This window comes from Hymenobacter edaphi (assembly GCF_003258365.1).
GTDB classification, from domain to species: domain Bacteria; phylum Bacteroidota; class Bacteroidia; order Cytophagales; family Hymenobacteraceae; genus Solirubrum; species Solirubrum edaphi.
In genome coordinates this window covers 47,922-64,795 of record NZ_QHKM01000010.1, presented here as the reverse complement: position 1 = coordinate 64,795, position 16,874 = coordinate 47,922, and the positions used below count along the sequence as shown (strand labels likewise).

The following is a 16,874-nucleotide window of genomic DNA, read 5'->3' as shown; positions in this document are numbered from 1 at the left end:
ATACTTTAAGGCCGCAATATTCCTGCCACCAAATGGGCCACGCAGTAGTAGTCCGCAGTTACCATTCATTAGATAAGCATTGACTATAAAACCGCTCTGCCTACTTCCGCTTGCGTTGCTGCTCGGCGCGACTGGCTGCAAGAAAGACCCGCTCAAAACCCTGCCCAAGGCCACGCAGGAAGGCAAGAACACGATGGGCTGCCTCGTCGACGGCAAGGCATGGACGCCCCAGGGCAGCAGCGGTTGCTTGACCGGTTGTGGCGCCGTCGAGCCCATTTTTGCGCGCTGGCGGCGGCTACGAACCAACGGTTTGGGCGGCGGATTCACCCTTTCTTTCGATCGGATTAAAAAAGACGAAACGCAATCGTACCTGAGTTTTTTCGCGCCAAGGCTGGTCCAGGCCAGCACGGTGGCGCTGGATCAAGCCGCCGACCCATTCTTGAATGGGTCCAACCCGGCCTACGGGCGCTACATTCACTACAGCAGCCTGCCATACCCCGACTACCGCACCGGCCCGGACGCTAGCGGCACGCTCATCCTCACGCGCTTTGACACAGTAGCGTGCATTGCCGCCGGCACGTTCTCATTCACCGGCCGCCACGCCGCCAGCGGGCAAACGGTGCAGGTGACGGAGGGCCGCTTCGATGTGCGTTTTGCGAAGCAGTAACGCTTTATCAACCCCATAAAAAAATCGGGCGCTGCCGCAGTGGCAACGCCCGGTTTTCCGGGTTGGCGCGAGGCCGGCGCGGGGCTTACTTGCCCTGCTCGGTCTTGCTCTTCTCCTTGGAGCCGTCTTCGTCGGACTTCATTTTCTTTTTGTCCTTCTTGCCGTCCTCCTTCATTTTTACCTTGGTCTTCTTGTCGCTGGTGGTCGGCGCAACGGGCGTCATGGCCGGGGCGGGCTCGGCGGCCACGGCGGCAGCCACCGGGTTGCCGTCGGCGTCCAGCTCGATGACCTCGTAGCCCAGCTGCTTGAGCTCCGGCAGGTACTTCTTGTCGCCCACGGTCACGATGTACATCTGCTCGGGCAGGTACTTGCCGGCCAGCGCCTTCACGTCCTCCTTGGTGAGGTTGTTCAGGATTTCGGTCTGCTGCTTCACGTAGTCGGTGGGCAGGTCGTACTCCACCAGGCGCGAGAGGAACATGGCCTTCTGCTGGCCCGTTTCGTACTTCAGCGCGTCGCTCTGGCCGATGCTGGCTTTCAGGAAGGCCAGGTCCTCATCGGTGATGCCGTCCTTGCGGAAGGTCTCGATTTCCTTCATGAACTCCTTCACCGAGGCGGCCGAAGCGTCGGCGCGCACGCCGGCCTGGGCCGTGAAGGGGCCGGCGTAGCGGTTGCCCTGGAAGCCCGAGCGGGCGCCGTAGGTGTAGCCCTTGTCTTCGCGCAGGTTCAGGTTGATGCGCGAGTTGAAGGCGCCGCCCAGGATGTAGTTCATCAGGTACGCGCGGTAGTACTCACCCGTCGCGTCGTAGGGCAGGCCCACGTAGCCGATGCGGATTTCCGACTGCGGCGCGTTGTCCTTGTTGACGAAGTACAGCTTGGTTTTGTCGGTCTTGCTCGAGGCCACCGGCTTGGGCAGCTCCACCGGCTTGGTGGCCCAGCTGCCCAGGAAGCCCAGCTTGGGCGTAATGGCGGCCTGCGGCTGGTCGCTCACCACCACCAGGTGGCTGATGTTGGGCGCGTAGTAGTTCTGGTAGAACTGCTTCACGTCGTCGAGCGTGATGCTGCCCACCGTGGCGGCGGTACCCGAGGTGGGCACGGCCATGATGTCGTTCTGGCCGAAGAGCAGGCGGTTGTAGGTTTTGTCGGCAATGACCACCGGCTGGGTGTTCTGGTTGGCAATGCCTTCCAGGGCCTGCTTCTTGAGGCGGTCGAAGTCGTCCTGCTCAAACTTGGGGTGCAGCAGGCGCTGCTCCACCAGGGCCAGCGTCTTGTCCAGGTTCTTGGTCAGGCTCTGCACGTACACCGTGGTGGCGTCGCCGCTGGAGGAGATGCTGATGTTGCTGCCCAGCTTTTCCAGCTCGGCATCGAACTGCTCGGCCGAGTACTTCTCGGTGCTTTCCTCCATCAGGTTGGCCGTCAGCGAGGCAATGCCGGCTTTGCCGGGCATGTTGCTCTCGATGCGGTGGCCGCCGCGGATGGTGAGCAGCATGGTGGTGGTCGGCATTTCCGCGTTCTGCGTGCCGATAACCTTCAGCTTGTTGGGCATGTCGGCCTTCCACACCGTGGGCACGGCCACCATGGGGGCGGCCCCGGCCTTGGGCTGCTGGGCGCGGTCGAAGTTGTCCTTGGCCTTGTTGTACTTCAGGCCGGCGTACTCGTCCTTCGGGGCTTTAAAGCCCGAGGGGTCCACCTTGAAGTTGTCGGCTTTGGCAATCAGGTCGGGGTTGGCCTTGGGCACCACGCTGAGCACCACGGCCTTTTTGCCGAGCACGTACTGCTTGAACACGCGGTCCACGTCGGCCTTGGTCAGCGACTGAATGCGCTTCAGGTCGATGGGCAGGCGGTTGGGGTTGCCGGTCTGGTACTGGTAGCCGGCCAGGGTGCTCACCTTGCCGCTCACGCTCTGCAGGCGGTTGATCAGGTCAGCCTCGGTCGAGGCCTTGTAGCGGGCCACGTCCTCGTCGGAGATGCCGCGCTTGGCCACTTCCTCGATGGAGGCGCGCATGATGGTTTCCAGCTCGCTCAGCGGCTTGCCGGGCATGCCCAGGGCCACCATCGTGAATTCCCCGCTCAGCTCGGAGGTGGGGTGGTACGACTGCGCCTGCACGGCCTTCTGGGCCTTCACCAGGTTCTGGTACAGCGGCGAGGTCTTGGAGCCGCCCAGGATGGCGGCCAGCGCGTCGATGGCGGGCTCGTCGGGGTGGTTGCCGGGCACGGTCGGGAAGACCATCTGCAGCATCGGGAAGCGCACGTTGTCCTGGTAGCTCACGTACCGGTCGGCGGTCAGCGTGGGCACCATGGGCTTCATGTTCTGCACGGCCGGGCCGGCCGGGATGCTGCCGAAGTACTTCTCTACCAGCTTCACCACGTCGGCCGCTTTCACGTCGCCGCCCACCGTCACGGTGGCGTTGTTCGGGCCATACCAGCGCAGGAAGAAGTTTTTCAGGTCATTGACGTCCGAGCGGTTCAGGTCTTCCAGGTAGCCGATGGTCAGCCACGAGTAGGGGTGGCCGTAGGGGTACAGCGCCTTCGACACGTTTTCCGAGGCCAGGCCGTAGGGACGGTTGTCGTAGTTCTGGCCGCGCTCGTTTTTCACGGTGCTGCGCTGCACTTCGAATTTCTTCTCCGTCACCGCGTCGAGCAGGAAGCCCATGCGGTCGGCTTCCAGCCACAGGGCGGTTTCCAGCTGGTTCGAAGGCAGGGTCTCGAAGTAGTTGGTCCGGTCGCGGTTGGTGGTGCCGTTCAGGGTGCCCCCGGCCGACGACACAATCTTGAAGTGCTGCTCGTCGCCGACGTGGTCGGAGCCCTGGAACATCATGTGCTCGAAGAAGTGAGCGAAGCCCGACTTGCCGATGGTTTCGCGGGCCGAGCCCACGTGGTAGGTCACGTCGACGTGGGCAATCGGGTCGGAATGGTCTTCCGACACGATGAGCGTCAGGCCGTTGGGCAGCACGTACTTCTCGTACGGAATGGCGACTTCGCCGGGCTTGCGGGTCACCTTCTCCACCAAGCGGGTGCCCCCGGCGGTGGCTTTAGCGGCCGTGGCGGTTTTGGCAGCAGGTTTGGCGGCTGCCTTGGTCTGGGCCGAAGCGGCCTGCGGCGCGGCGGCCGTCAGGAACGCCCCGAAGCCGAGCAGCAACAGTTGGTTACGGGTCATAAGGGGACAGAGTGGGGGTAAAAGGAGTGAGGCAAGGTAAGGAGCCGCCGGCAAACGGCGGGAAATTCCCGTCAAGGACGCAACCTAAGTTATTGAGGCTGCGTACGGGCGCCCCAATCTACCAACCGGCCGGGCCACGGCCCCAAAACCGGCGTTGGCCCGCCCAACGCCGCCTGGGCCTGGGGCGGTTCCACAACTGCTTTTGGCGGTAGCCAGCTGCCGCTCCAAGTCCGCCCGCTCACCGCGCGGGCAACCCGCTTCCGCTGCGCATATTGCGGCCGTCCGGTCATCCGGCCGGGCGTCCTCTGCCAAACCCTACTGCTCTTATGCGTCTTTACCTTGCCCCGGCCGCCGCGCTGCTGGGCCTGCTGCTGGCCAGCTGCCAGGGCAACACGTCCCAGAATTCCGCCGCGGCTACCGACACGGCCGCGGCCGACACCACCGCCACCGACGGCATTTCCGCGGCCGTCATTGGGCGGCACCTGCAGCGGCTGGCTTCCGACGAGTTTCTGGGCCGCAAGCCCTTTACCGCGGGCGAAACCAAGACGGTGAACTACCTGGCCGACGAGTTCAAGAAGCTCGGCCTCAAGCCCGGCCCCGACGGCAGCTATTTCCAGCAGGTGCCCTTGGTCGAAATCAACACCACGCCGGCCGCGACTATGCTCGTCAGCGGCAAGGGCCAGCCACTGACGCTGCAGTACAAGGCGGACTTCGTGGCCGTAACCGAGCGGGAGCAGCCGCGCATAGACTTGAAAAACAGCCCCCTGGTATTTGCTGGCTACGGCGTGGTGGCGCCCGAGTACCGGTGGAACGACTACGCCGGCCTCGACGTGAAGGGCAAAACCGTGGTGGTGCTCATCAACGACCCGGGCTTCGTGGTGAACGATACCACGCTCTTCAAGGGCAAGGCCATGACCTACTACGGCCGCTGGACCTACAAATACGAGGAAGCGGCCCGGCAGGGCGCCGCTGCCGTGCTCATCGTGCACGACACCCGGCCGGCCTCCTACCCCTGGGCGGTGGTGGAAAGCAGCTGGAGCGGCTCGCAGCTGTTTCCGCAGTCCGACGACAAAGGAGCCTCTAAGTGCGGGCTGGAAGGCTGGGTGACGCTTGACGCGGCCAAGCGCCTTTTCCAGGCCGCCGGCCAGAACTTTGACGCGCTACAGGCCGCCGCCAACAAACCGGGCTTCCGGCCCGTGCCGCTGGGTCTGGGCCTGACGACTAGCCTCACGACGACGACCCGCCGCATGGCTTCCAAGAACGTGGTGGCCGTGCTGCCCGGCACCGAGCGCCCCGACGAGTACGTGCTCTACACCGCCCACTGGGACCACCTCGGCGTGGGTGCCCCGGTGGCCGGAGACTCCATCTACAACGGGGCCGTCGACAACGCTTCGGGCTGCGCGGCGCTGCTCAACATTGCCCAGGCCTTTGCCGAGAATAAGCAAAAGCCCAAGCGCAGCATGGTGTTTCTGGCCGTGACGGGCGAGGAGCAGGGCCTGCTCGGTTCGGCTTACTACGCCGCACATCCGCTGTTCCCGCTCAACAAGACTGTGGCCGACCTGAACATGGACGCGCTGGCCGATTTCGGGCCCATGAAGGATTTGACGGTGGTGGGCTACGGCCAATCGGAACTGGACGACTACGCCACGGCGGCGGCCCAGGAGCAGGGCCGCTACATTGTGCCCGACCAGACGCCCGAGCAGGGCCACTTCTTCCGCTCCGACCACTTCAGCCTGGCCCACGTGGGCGTGCCGGCGCTCTACGCCTCGGGCCGCTTCGAGAGCCGTGCCAAGGGCAAGGACTTTGCCCGGGAGCAAAACGAGCAGTACGAAGAAAAGCACTACCACCAGCCCAGCGACGAGTACCGCTCCGACATGAACCTGGGCGGCATGGCCGAGGACGCCCGCCTGCTCTACCGCATCGGCCGCCGCCTCGGCGACGAAACGACCTTCCCGCAGTGGAAGCCCGGCTCGGAGTTCAAGGCCATCCGGGAAAAGAGCTTGCAGGCCAGCCGCATCGTCAAAAGCACAAACGGTGATGCCTGAGCCTGCTGAACGCGACGCACTGCTGGCCTAGCAGGTTAGGCGCCAACATTTCGGTCCCGCCGCAGCCGCAGGTTTGTCCTGGAACTGCGGCGGGACCGAAGCATTTAGGGCCAGCGAACTAGAACGCGCGGTAGCGGAAGTACTTGGGCTTGAGCCGGCGGCGCACGTAGGCCGGTAGCGGCTCGCCTTGGGCGTAAGCCCCTACTACTTGCTCGTAGCGGGGGCGGCCGAAGCGCGCGGCGCGGAAGAGGCCGTAGCCCATCAGCGCGCTGCCCACCATCAGGTCGCTGTTGTTGTCGATGCGCTGGCCCTCCGCGGTGCTGTCGGTGCGCAGAGCCATGGCCACGGCGCCGGCGGTCAGGATGGTGCCGCCCGCGTCGGCGTAGCCCCCGGCGCCCCTGGTGCGGTGCTCGAAGAGGTGGCGCACGGCCCGGATGGTGTCGGCGGCGGAATAATGGGCGCTAGCCAGGCTGGGTGCGGCCGGCGCGGCGGCCGGCGTGGACGATTGGGCCGAAGCGGCCGGGGCGGCGGCCAGCAGCGCGGCCAGCAGGAATAGATGACGCATAGGACGCATTGGTATAACGAACGGCCCCCGGCGCAATAAGGCACCGGGGGCCGTCAAAGGTAGGATCCAGCGAGCAGCCGGCGGGTTGCACGCCCGGCCGCGTTGGGCGGCGGGCGGGTCCGGCACCGGCCCTTGCTAGCGGGTCAGCAGCACTTTCTGCTGGTAGGTGCCGCCCGCGGCGGTCAGGCGCACCACGTAGAGGCCCGCTGGCAGCGTGCTGGCGCTTAGCGTGAAGCTGTGGGGCCCGGCCGGCAGGCGGCCCTCGGTCAGGCGGCTAACCACGCGGCCCGTCACATCTAGCACCTGCACCGTTACGTCGCTGGCCGAGGCCAGGCGGAAGCTGATCTGGGTGCTTTCCGAGAAGGGGTTGGGGAAGGCCGGCTCCAGGGTAGCCGTGGCGGCCGCGGCTTTGGCGGGCAGCAGCACGGTGAAGCTGGTCACGGGCGCGCTTTCGTTGTGCAGGCGGTCCAGGGCCGTGATGGTGTAGTCGTAGGCCGGGTTGTTGCCCCGCCAGATGTCGCGGAAGCGGGTGCTGTCCTGAATGGCGGCAATGTTGGCCGGGTTGGCCAGGTCGGCGGCAGTGGCCGGGCCGGCGTGGCGCGGGTAGCGGTACACCACGTACCAGCGGGCCCGCTGCCCGTCGGCGGCGGCCGGGCCGGGCTGCCAGCTCAGGTACACGAAGCCCGAGCCCTGCGAATCATCCCAGATGCCGGCCTGCACCGGCGTGGTGGGCGGCACGTTATCTTTCCAGGGCATGGCGGGCACCAGGGCTTTGTGGCGGTAGAAGTTGGTGCGCAGCGAGTCGGCCACACCCAGCGGGTTGGCCAGCAGCTCGGTGGACTTGTAGAACAGGCTGCCCTTCACGTTGCTCTGCTGCCGGGCCAGCCGCAGCTGCGAGGGAATCTGGGTGGGCTGGTTGAAGGCGTCGGTGGCCGTGGCGCTGACCTTGTAGGCCGCGTGGCCCACGTACACGTGGCGGGGCTTGGCGGGCAGCACCTGCTGGTTCCACCACGGCACGATGAGGTCGTAGCGGGCCGCGGTGGTGGTGCTGGTCCAGTACACCTGCGGGGCCAGGTAATCCACCCAGCCCTGCTGCAGCCACTTGCGCGAGTCGGCGAAGATGTCGGTGTAGCTCTGGAAGGCGGTGGTGGCGGTGCCGCCCACGCTGGTGCCGTTGCGCCACACGCCGGGCGGCGAAATGCCGAACTTCACCCAGGGCTTGGCCGCCTGAATGCTGTCGGACACGGTGTGCACGAACAGGTCGATGTTGTCGCGCCGCCAGTCGGCCTTGGCCGCGAAGCCGCGCGGATCGGCCGCGAAGGCCGCGTCGTCGTCGAACACCACGCCGGTCTGGGGCGCGGGGTAGAAGTAGTCGTCGAAGTGAATGCCGTCCACGTCGTAGCGGCGCACCACGTCCATCACCACCCGCGTCAGGTACTGGCGCACGGCGGGCAGGCCGGGGTTGAGCACCCGCAGCGTGCCGAAGGGCACCACCCAGGTGGGCTGCAGCCGCGACACGTGGCCGGCGGCAATGCTGGAGGTGTTGGCGTTGGTAACGGCCCGGTAGGGGTTGATCCAGGCGTGAAACTCCATGCTGCGCCGGTGCGCCTCCTGAATCATGAACAGCAGCGGGTCGTAGGCCGGCTGCGGGCCCACGCCCTGGGTGCCGGTCAGCCACTCGCTCCAGGGCTCCAGGGTGCTGGGGTAGATGGCGTCGGCCGAGGCGCGAATCTGCACCACCACCGCGTTGATGCCGTTGGCCTTGTGGCGGTCGAGCAGGCTGATAAAGTCGGCGCGCTGCTGGGCGGGCGTGAGGGTTTTGCTGCGCGGCCAGTCGAGGTTGAACACGTGGGCCACCCACACGGCGCGCATTTCCTGCTTGGGCGGCGCGGGGGGCGCGGTTTGGGCGTGGGCCCCGGCGGTGCCCAGCAGGGCGGCCAAAAGCAATCCGGCCGCCGTACGCAGGCGCCGCATCAGGTACAGGTGTTTCATAAGGGAACGAGGATGGGAGGTTGGGGAAGCAAATACAGCGCTTTTGTCTGACAAAAGCATACTCGACCGTTCTCTGCCCGCACCGGCTCACATGCTTATGTAGTATTGCGGGCGAAAAGCACTGGCTATTTTTGAGTTTTAATAGTACCTTTTAGGTTGCCTGCCCGGCTGCGGGCCGGCCCGCGGCCCTGGCCGCAGCCGGGCTGTCACTCGCTGCTTTTTTTGAATTTCAACGCCTTGCCCGCTTCGGTGGTCGTCGATGCCTGACTCCTACTGCCTGCACGACTTCGAACTGTTCGACGCCACCAGCCCGGTGGCCGAGCCCGGCGGCACCGTGCGCCGCCGCCACTGGCAGGGGCCCGCGGCCGTCGGCGCCCTCCGCTTCACCGAGTACCACCTGCCCGGCGGCCTGCTGACCGAGCTGGAAGGACCGCTGCAGCAAACCCTGGAGCTGCAGCTGCTCGACCACCAGCCCTGCATCGGCATGGTGGTGCAGCTGGCCGGCCACAGCGAATCGGTGATGGAACGGGGGCGGCGCTTCCGCGTGGAGGCCCGGCAGGACAACCTGCTCTACGAGCCCAGCCCCAACGTGCGCCACGTGTTTCAGCCCGCCGCGGGCCGCTACCACGCCGTGCACCTGCGCTTCGAGCCGGCCTACTTCACCGGCCTGGTGCAGGACAACGCTGAGTGGCTGCCGCTCTACGAGCACCTGCTGCCCCAGCAGCAGCCCGGCACGCTGTTCGAGGCGGCCCGGCCCAGCTCCCCGCAGGTGCTGGAGCTGCTCGGGCAGCTGCGCGGCTGCCCCTACACCGGCACGCTGCAGCGGCTGTTCCTGGAGGCGCGGTTTCTGGATCTGTTCGTGGCCCAGCAGCAGCACTACCTCCGCCTGCACCGCGCCCCGCCGCGCCGCCGCGAGCGGGAACTGCTGCTGGCCGTGCGCGACTACCTCGACGAGCACTACGCCGCCCCGCCCGGCCTGCACGAACTGGCCCGGCTGTTCGGTACCAACGACTTCACCCTGAAAAAAGGCTTCCGCGAGCTGTTCGATACCACCGTGTTCGGCTACGTGGCCCAGAAGCGCCTGACCGAAGCCCACCTGCTGCTCACCCACACCGACGAGCCCGTGCAGGACGTGGCCGCCCGCGTGGGCTTCGGCAACGCGGCCCACTTTGCCACCGCCTTCAAGCGCCGCTTCGGGCTGCGGCCCCAGCAGCTGCGCCGCCCGGCCGGGTAAAGCCGCCGCCCGGCCCAAACAAAACCACCGCCGCCGGGGTACCATAGGCAAGCTGGGCCGTAAGCCGCCCGGCGGCGGCGCGTTTGTTCACGCTGCCCTCACCCGCCGCTGCGTTAGTTGCCCGCATGGAAGCCGTCGACCAGGACTACCTCCGCCTCTCCTACCGTCCCGACCTGCACCTGCTGTTTCTGCGCTGGGCGCGGCCGGTGTCGTCCGATGAGCACCGCGCCGGCTACGCGGCCGCGCTGGCGCTGGCCACGGAAAAGCAGTGCAGCCACTGGCTGGTGGACCTGCGCACCCGCGGCCTGGCCGCGCCCGAGGACTTTCGCTGGGTGCTGCGCACGTTCCGGCCGCAGCTGCGCGGCGTGCTGCCGGCCCCGCGCCGCCTGGCCTACCTCGTCACGCCTTACCAGGCCGAAACCATCGACGCCCGCCTGGCCGCCGAGGAATTTGGGCTGCCCGAGGAAGTCCGCCGCGGCGCCGACGTGCGCGTCTTCATCGAAGAGCTGCCCGCCCAGCACTGGCTGCAGAGCGGTACCTGACCGGATGTAGCGCGAACGAAAAGTTGACTTCGTCGACCTTCGGGTCGCGCTACAAACGCGACACCGCCCCGGCTGCGCTTGGCAACCGGGGCGGTGTCGCGTTAACAATCGGCTCGTTAGGCCTGCGGATTGGTCAGCACCGGCGTGTCGTAGCCGGGGTTTTCCATCACGGCGGCCACGTGGGTGTCGTCGTCGTCGCGCACCCAGAGGGTGAGCAGGCCGGCCAGCACCATGCTGGCCCCGCCGAGCACCAGCGTGTTCAGGGTGTTGCCGTGGAAGAGGTGCACCGTGAACCAGCCCAGAATGGTGGCCGCCACAATCTGCGGAATGACGATAAAGAAGTTGAACACCCCCATGTAGTACCCCATCTTGTTGGCAGGCAAGGAGCCGGCCAGGATGGCGTAGGGCATCGACAGGATGCTGGCCCAGGCAATGCCCACCAGCCCCATCGAGACGATGATGAAGTCGGGGTTGGCAATGAACTTCAGCGACACCAGGCCCAGGCCGCCGAGCAGCAGGCAGAGCATGTGGGTGCGGCGGCGGCTGGTGCGGGCCGCAATCAGCGGAATGATGAAGGCGAAGACCGCGGCCACCCCGTTGCGCACCGAGGAGCAGAGGCTCAGCCAGTCGGCGCCGTCGTTGTACTGCTGCTGCACGCGCTGGGCGGTGGCCTTTTCCTCCGGGCTGAGCTGGCCTTTGCCCACGGCGTAGTTGGCCATGTTCAGGCTGATAACCTTGTCGGTGTTATCGGCCTGAAACTGCTCGATTTCGGCCACGTCGCGCTTCAGGCCGTCCAGCTCCTTGGCGTCCGTATTGGCGGCCGGGGCGCCGGTAATCTGCGCCTTCAGCTTCTGGTACAGCGGCGCGTCCACGCGCATGTTGTAGATGTTGCTGGTCACGGCGTTGGTGGCGTAAATCCACATCGAAAACAGCGCAAACCAGGTGAAGAACTGCACCACCGCCAGCTGGCGCATGGCCGGCGGCATGTGGAAGATGCCCGCAAACGACTCGCGCAGGCCGTCCCACATGCCCACCTTGGCGTTTTCGGCCCGGAAGGCTTCCATGTCCTCGGGCGGCGTCTCGGTGCTCGTCACCACGGTGTAGACGACCGAGCTGAGAAAGGCCGCCGCGCCCACGTAGAAGGCCCACTTCACCGAGGGCGGAATCTCGCCGGCCGGGGCGGTATTGCTCATGCCCAGCCAGTTGGTAAACACCCAGGGCAGCAGCGCCGCCACCACCGAGCCCACCCCGATAAAGAACGACTGCATGGCAAAGCCCGAGGTGCGCTGCTCGGAGGGCAGCTTGTCGCCCACGAAAGCGCGGAAGGGCTCCATCGAGATGTTGATGCTGGCGTCCATAATCCAGAGCATGCCGCCCGCCATCCACAGGGCCGAGGAATTGGGCATCACCAGCAGGGCCAGCGAGGCCAGAATAGCCCCGATCAGGAAAAACGGCCGGCGCCGGCCGAAGCGCGGGCTCCAGGTGCGGTCGGAGAGGTAGCCGATGATGGGCTGCACCAGCAGGCCGGTTACCGGGGCGGCAATCCACAGAATCGGAATGTCGTCCTTGTTGGCCCCCAGCGTCTCGAAGATGCGGCTGACGTTGGAGTTCTGCAGCTCGAAGCCGAACTGAATGCCGAGGAAGCCGAAGCTCATGTTCCAGATTTGCCAGAACGAGAGCCGCGGCTTGCGCGCGGCGGAGGTAGAGGTACTGATTGCGGCGCCGGAAGCCATAAGCGGACGGGGTGTGGGAGTGCGGTGGGGCGGTTGGAATAAGGGCAGGGTATCAGCCCGTCATGTCGAGCGCAGCCGAGACATCTCGCGGGCTGACGTCCGATAGTAAACGCAGTTCAACGAGCAGATTACTATCCAGCGAGATGTCTCGACTGCGCTCGACATGACGTTCCTGTTGGGGCCTAATCACCCCTATTTCTTCGGTTCGATTTCGAGGATGACGGCCGAGAAGGGCGGCAGCGTGACGCGGGCCGAGGTGCTGCCGGTGCGCCCGTTGAGCACGTCGGTGTAGGTGAACTGGCTGCGCAGCGGGTCGAGGCCCATCAGCTTCCAGGCCGCGTCCGGAACCTGCAGGGTGGGCACGTAGGTCTGGGTGGGGCTGAAGTTGGCCACCACCAGCAGGCGCTGCTTGTCGGTGAAGCGCAGGAAGCTGTAGAGCTTCTTGTCGTCGTACTCCTTGGCCAGGTTGTTGGCGTCCTGCAGCTCGTAGAAGCGGCCCTTGCGCAGGGCTTCGCTCGTGCTGCAGAGGTTCAGCAGGCGGCCGTAAAAGTCGCGCAGCTGCTTTTGCTGCAGGCTGAGCTTGCCTCCGTCGAAAGCACCGCCGTTCAGCCATTTCTGGTGCTCGGGCACGCCCCAGTAGTCGAAGATGGTCGTGCGGCCGTCCTCCGAGCTGAAGCCTTCGGAGCCGCGGCCCGGCTCGCCCACTTCCTGCCCGAAGTACAGCATCACCGGGCCGGTGCCCAGGGTGGCCGATACCGTCATGGCCGGAATGGCGGGTTTCGGGTCGCCGGCGAAGTCCTTGCTGGCAATGCGCTGCTCGTCGTGGTTTTCGAGGAAGCGCAGCATGTGGGAGCTGAAGCCGCGGCTTTCCCGGCTCCACACGTCGGTGATGTCGCTCATTTTGCCGCCGCCGGTCATCAGGCGGCGCAGCCCGTCGTAGAGGCCCACCTTGTCGTAGAGGTAGTCGAAGTGGCCCTTTTCGAGGTAGGTGCGGTATTCCTTGGCGTTGTAGGCCTCACCCATGAACAGAATGCCGGGCTTGGCCTTCTTGATTTCGGGAATCACCCAGGCCCAAAACTCCACCGGCACCATCTCGGCCATGTCGCAGCGGAAGCCGTCGACGTCCTTCTGGGCCCAGAAGAGCAGAATGTCGCGCATCTTCAGCCAGGTGTCCGGAATGGGCTCCAGGTGCAGCTTGCGGCCGTTCTGGTAGTCCACCCCGTAGTTGAGCTTCACGGTTTCGTACCAGTCGTTGATGCTCGGCGCCTCGCTGAACACGTCGTTGCCGGTGGCCTTGGCGGGCAGTTCCAGGTACTTGCCGTCTTCCTTCGGGCCCTTGGCGGCGGGGCCGAGCGGGTCGGCCCCTTTGGGCACCACGAAGGCCTTGCCGGGCAGGTAGTAGAAGTTGTTGTTGGGCGCAAAGGCCTTGGTTTTGTCGTCCTTCTCGCCCAGGTCCACCACGCCCGCCGGCTTGGCATCCGACTTGTAGCTGCGCGCTACGTGGTTGGGAATGAAGTCGATGAACACCTTCAGGCCGTTGGCGTGGGTACGCTTCACCAGGGCCTCGAACTCCTGCATGCGCTTGGGCACGCTCACGGCCAGGTCGGGCGACACGTCGTAGTAGTCCTTCACGGCGTAGGGCGAGCCGGCCCGGCCCTTCACCACGTCCGCGTCGTCGAGGCTGATGCCGAACTTCGAGTAGTCCGTCATGGTGGCGTGCTCCAGCACGCCGGTGTACCACACGTGGGAGGCGCCCAGCTTCTTGATTTCCTGCAGGGCCTTGTCGGTGATGTCGTTGAACTTGCCGACGCCGTTTTCCTGCAGGGTGCCGTGGGGCTTGTTCAGGGTTTTCTGGTTGCCGAACAGGCGCACCATCATCTGGTAGACGATGATTTTGTGGTCCTGCACCGGCTCGTCGGTGGTGTTCGGGTCGCCGGGGGCGGGGGCTAGATAGTGCGCCATGGGCGGGGCCACGGAAGAGGGGGAAAAGGCGGTCAGGCCGAGGGTGAGAAGGGCAGCCGAGACCAGAAGAGGGCGTCGCATAAGGAGCGTAATTTAGGCATTTGGAGCGGGTTACGCCGGTCGGGTGCCGCGTTTTCTTGCGTGATTATTTTTGGCTCTGGGCCCGGCCCGGAAGCCGGCAAGCCAACCACAACGCCCCAAAGTGCTAAAAATCACCACTCCTGCGTCACCGGGTGCAGCATCAGCTCGTCGACGACCACGTGGGCCGGGGCCTCCAGCACGTAGCGCACGGCCTGGGCCACGTCGAGCGGCTGCAGGTGGGTGTGCTGCTTGTCGGGCGCGCCGGGCCGGGATTCGTTGAAGTAGGTATCCACCAGGCCCGGGTAAATCACGCTCACCTTGATGCCGTGCGGGCGGGCCTCCTTGCGCAAGGCGTCGAGCACGGCGTGCTGGGCGTACTTGCTGGCCCCGTAGGCCGTGCCGTGGGCGAAGGTGCGCTTGCTCACGTCGGAGGCAATGCCGATGATGTGTCCCCGCTGCTGCTCCTTGAGGTGGGGCAGGGCGGCTTTGCAGAGCAGGAAGGTGCCCTTCACGTTTACGTCGAACATCCGGTCCCACTCCTCGGCGCTGAAGTTTTCGAGCAGGTTGAACGAGCCCACGCCGGCGTTGCACACCACGATGTCGAGGCGGCCGAAGCGGCTCAGCGTCTCGCTCACGATCAGGCGCGCATCCTGCTCGTCGCACACGTCGGCCACGATGGGCAGGCCGTTGGTTTTCTGGGCCACCTCCAGCAGCTCGTCCTCGGAGCGGGCCACGCACACCACCTGCGCGCCCTGCAGGGCCAGCAAGGTGGCAATGGCGCGCCCGATGCCGCGGGACGCGCCGGTGACAATGGCAACTTGGTTGGTTAGGTCGGTCATGGGTCGGTCGTTCTGGTGTTTTTTAGGCCGCGGCGGGCGCGGAGTCGTTCTGGAAGTATACGCACTCGGCAGCTTCGGCGGAAACCCGCCGCGCCCTTCGCCGGCTAAAAATCGTCTGCAAAAGCAGTTACCGCTTCAGCTCCAGCACCCAGGCCGTCTGGGCCGGGATATCGAAGCTCCGCAGGTCCGCCACGGCGGCCCCCGTCACCACGTTTACGCCGGAGGCGTACCCGTTCGTGCGCTCCGCGAAGCGCGTGCCGTCGACCTTCCGGGCTTCCTTGGCGGCGTTCATCATCACCAGCACGGTGTTGCCCTGCTCGTCGTAGCGGAAGTAAGTGTAGACGCCGTCTTGGGGAATAAACTGCATCAGCTTGCCCGTTTGCAGCACCGGGTGGGCCTTGCGGTACTGGGCCAGCCGGCTCACGTAGTCGAAGGCCGCGTTCTGCTGCACGGTGCGGCCGGCTTTGGTGAAGGCGTTCTGCCGGTCGCCGGGAAAGCCGCCGGGGAAGTCCTCGCGCACCTTGCCGTCGGGGTTCGAGAAGTTCTTCATCAGAATCTCGGTGCCGTAGTACAGCTGCGGAATGCCGCGGGTGGTGAGCAGCCAGGCAATGCCCATCTGGTACTTCTGATAATCTTCGCCAACCACCGATAAAAAGCGGCTCACGTCGTGGTTGTCGAGGAAAACCACGTTGCGCAGCGGGTCTTCGTACAGCCAGTCGGCCTGCAGGGTGTAGTAGAGGCGGCTGATGCCCTCGGTCCAGCCCGCGTCCTTGGTCAGCGCGTCGTTGATGGCGTACTGCAGCTGAAAGTCGGTCACGCCGGGCAGGTTGCTCTTGAAGCCGTCCACCGCGGGCATGATGTTGCGGGCAAAATACGCCTGCTGGGCCGTGCCCTGCACCCACGTCTCGCCGAACATGCCCAGCCGCGGGTACTCCGCCAGAATGGCCTCGCCCCACTTCATCAAAAAGCCCCGGTCGGAGTACGAGTAGGTGTCGATGCGGTAGCCGTCGAGGCCGGTGTACTCCACCCACCACAGGAAGTTCTGAATCAGATACGTGGCCACCTGCGGGTTGGCCTGGTCCGGGTCGGGCATGGTGGTGTCAAACCACCCCTCGCCGAACTGCCGCCTGTCGTACTGCGAGGCGTAGGGGTCGTTGAAGGCCGCGTCGCGGAAGTTGGAGCGCGTAAACTGCGGCCACTGGTGAAACCAGTTCTTGGCCGGCTGGTCGCGGTACAGGTAGTTGTAGGAGCCCATGTGGTTGAGCACCACGTCGTGAATCACCTTGAGGCCCTGCTGGTGGGCGCGCTGCACAAAGCGCACGTAGTCCTCGTTCGAGCCGTAGCGCGCATCCACGGCGTAGTAGTCGGTGAGGGCGTAGCCGTGGTAGCTGGCCTTGGGCATGTCGTTTTCCGTCACCGGCGTGCACCAGATGGCCGTGGCGCCCAGCTCCTTGAGGTAGTCGAAGTGCTGCTCGATGCCCTGCAAATCCCCGCCGTGGCGGGCGTACATCGAGTCGCGGGCCACGCGCGGGGCGCGGGTGCCCTTCACCACGTCGTTCTTGGGGTTGCCGTTGGCGAAGCGGTCCGGCATCAGGAAGTAGATGAAGTCGGCCGAGTTGATGCCCTGCACCTTGCTGTTGTCGCCGGGCGTGGTGCGGGCGCGCAGCTCGTACTGGTACTTCAGCTGCTTGGGGCCGCCGCGGAAGACAAGCGGTAGCCGGCCTACCCTGGCCGTGGGCTCGATGCGCAGATCGACCAGCAGGTAATTGGGGTTTTCCAGCTTCTGCTGCCCGGTCACGGTCACGCCGGGGTACGCGCCCTCGATGCTGGCGGTGCTCTGCCCGATGCCGGGGCCGTACACCAGCAGCTGCAGGGCTGGGTTTTTCATGCCCACCCACCAGAACGTGGGGTCGATGCGGGTGATGCCGCTTTTGGCGGCCGGGGCCGGCGCGGCGGCCGGCTCAGCGGCCGCAAGGGCAGAAGAAGTGGCGCCGAGCGGCAACAGCAGCAGGGGCAGCCAGGCGGGAATGCGGGGCAGTCGGGTCATAAAAAAACAGCGC

General features: G+C 65.7%; 11 protein-coding genes. 4 read left to right on the top strand and 7 right to left on the bottom strand.

Annotation, left to right across the window (positions count from 1 at the left end; all coding sequences use genetic code 11):
- The first annotated feature begins 79 nt into the window (after positions 1–79).
- A complete protein-coding gene (locus DLM85_RS21660) occupies positions 80–667 on the top strand; it encodes a Riean_0653 family protein (RefSeq protein WP_481249164.1) in 588 nt (195 codons plus the stop codon).
- A gap of 85 nt (positions 668–752) precedes the next feature.
- Here the strand turns inward: DLM85_RS21660 and DLM85_RS21655 are convergent, their stop codons facing one another.
- Complete coding sequence (locus tag DLM85_RS21655) at positions 753–3,821, bottom strand: M16 family metallopeptidase (RefSeq protein ID WP_111480272.1); 3,069 nt, start codon at positions 3,819–3,821, stop codon at positions 753–755.
- Between the two features lie 326 nt (positions 3,822–4,147).
- Between DLM85_RS21655 and DLM85_RS21650 the strand changes: the two genes are divergently transcribed.
- A complete protein-coding gene (locus DLM85_RS21650) occupies positions 4,148–5,866 on the top strand; it encodes a M28 family metallopeptidase (RefSeq protein WP_111480271.1) in 1,719 nt (572 codons plus the stop codon).
- 118 nt (positions 5,867–5,984) lie between these two features.
- On the opposite strand, the gene DLM85_RS21645 is transcribed toward DLM85_RS21650, so the two are convergent.
- A complete protein-coding gene (locus tag DLM85_RS21645) occupies positions 5,985–6,431 on the bottom strand; it encodes a hypothetical protein (protein ID WP_111480270.1) in 447 nt (148 codons plus the stop codon).
- Between the two features lie 135 nt (positions 6,432–6,566).
- Entirely contained in the window at positions 6,567–8,423 is a 1,857-nt protein-coding gene (locus DLM85_RS21640; RefSeq protein ID WP_165822245.1) for a family 10 glycosylhydrolase, read from the bottom strand.
- 259 nt (positions 8,424–8,682) lie between these two features.
- On the opposite strand from DLM85_RS21640, the gene DLM85_RS21635 reads away from it, so the two are divergent.
- Both DLM85_RS21635 and DLM85_RS21630 read left to right on the top strand, forming a co-directional pair.
- The gene (locus tag DLM85_RS21635; protein ID WP_111480268.1) at positions 8,683–9,657 is read left to right on the top strand and encodes a helix-turn-helix transcriptional regulator; all 975 of its coding nucleotides are present in this window, start codon (positions 8,683–8,685) and stop codon (positions 9,655–9,657) included.
- Positions 9,658–9,782: 125 nt separating this feature from the next.
- Positions 9,783–10,199: a hypothetical protein gene (locus DLM85_RS21630; RefSeq protein WP_111480267.1), complete on the top strand. Its 417-nt coding sequence runs from the start codon at positions 9,783–9,785 to the stop codon at positions 10,197–10,199.
- Positions 10,200–10,315: 116 nt separating this feature from the next.
- Here DLM85_RS21630 and DLM85_RS26115 read toward each other — a convergent pair whose 3' ends face one another.
- The 4 genes from DLM85_RS26115 to DLM85_RS21610 form a co-directional block, all read right to left on the bottom strand.
- Entirely contained in the window at positions 10,316–11,932 is a 1,617-nt protein-coding gene (locus DLM85_RS26115) for an MFS transporter (protein ID WP_111480266.1), read from the bottom strand.
- Positions 11,933–12,124: 192 nt separating this feature from the next.
- A complete protein-coding gene (locus tag DLM85_RS21620; RefSeq protein ID WP_111480265.1) occupies positions 12,125–13,894 on the bottom strand; it encodes an alpha-amylase family glycosyl hydrolase in 1,770 nt (589 codons plus the stop codon).
- A 212-nt stretch (positions 13,895–14,106) separates the two neighbouring features.
- The gene (locus DLM85_RS21615) at positions 14,107–14,814 is read right to left on the bottom strand and encodes an SDR family oxidoreductase (RefSeq protein ID WP_111480264.1); all 708 of its coding nucleotides are present in this window, start codon (positions 14,812–14,814) and stop codon (positions 14,107–14,109) included.
- A gap of 127 nt (positions 14,815–14,941) precedes the next feature.
- Complete coding sequence (locus DLM85_RS21610) at positions 14,942–16,861, bottom strand: glycoside hydrolase family 13 protein (protein ID WP_111480342.1); 1,920 nt, start codon at positions 16,859–16,861, stop codon at positions 14,942–14,944.
- Positions 16,862–16,874 lie beyond the last annotated feature (13 nt).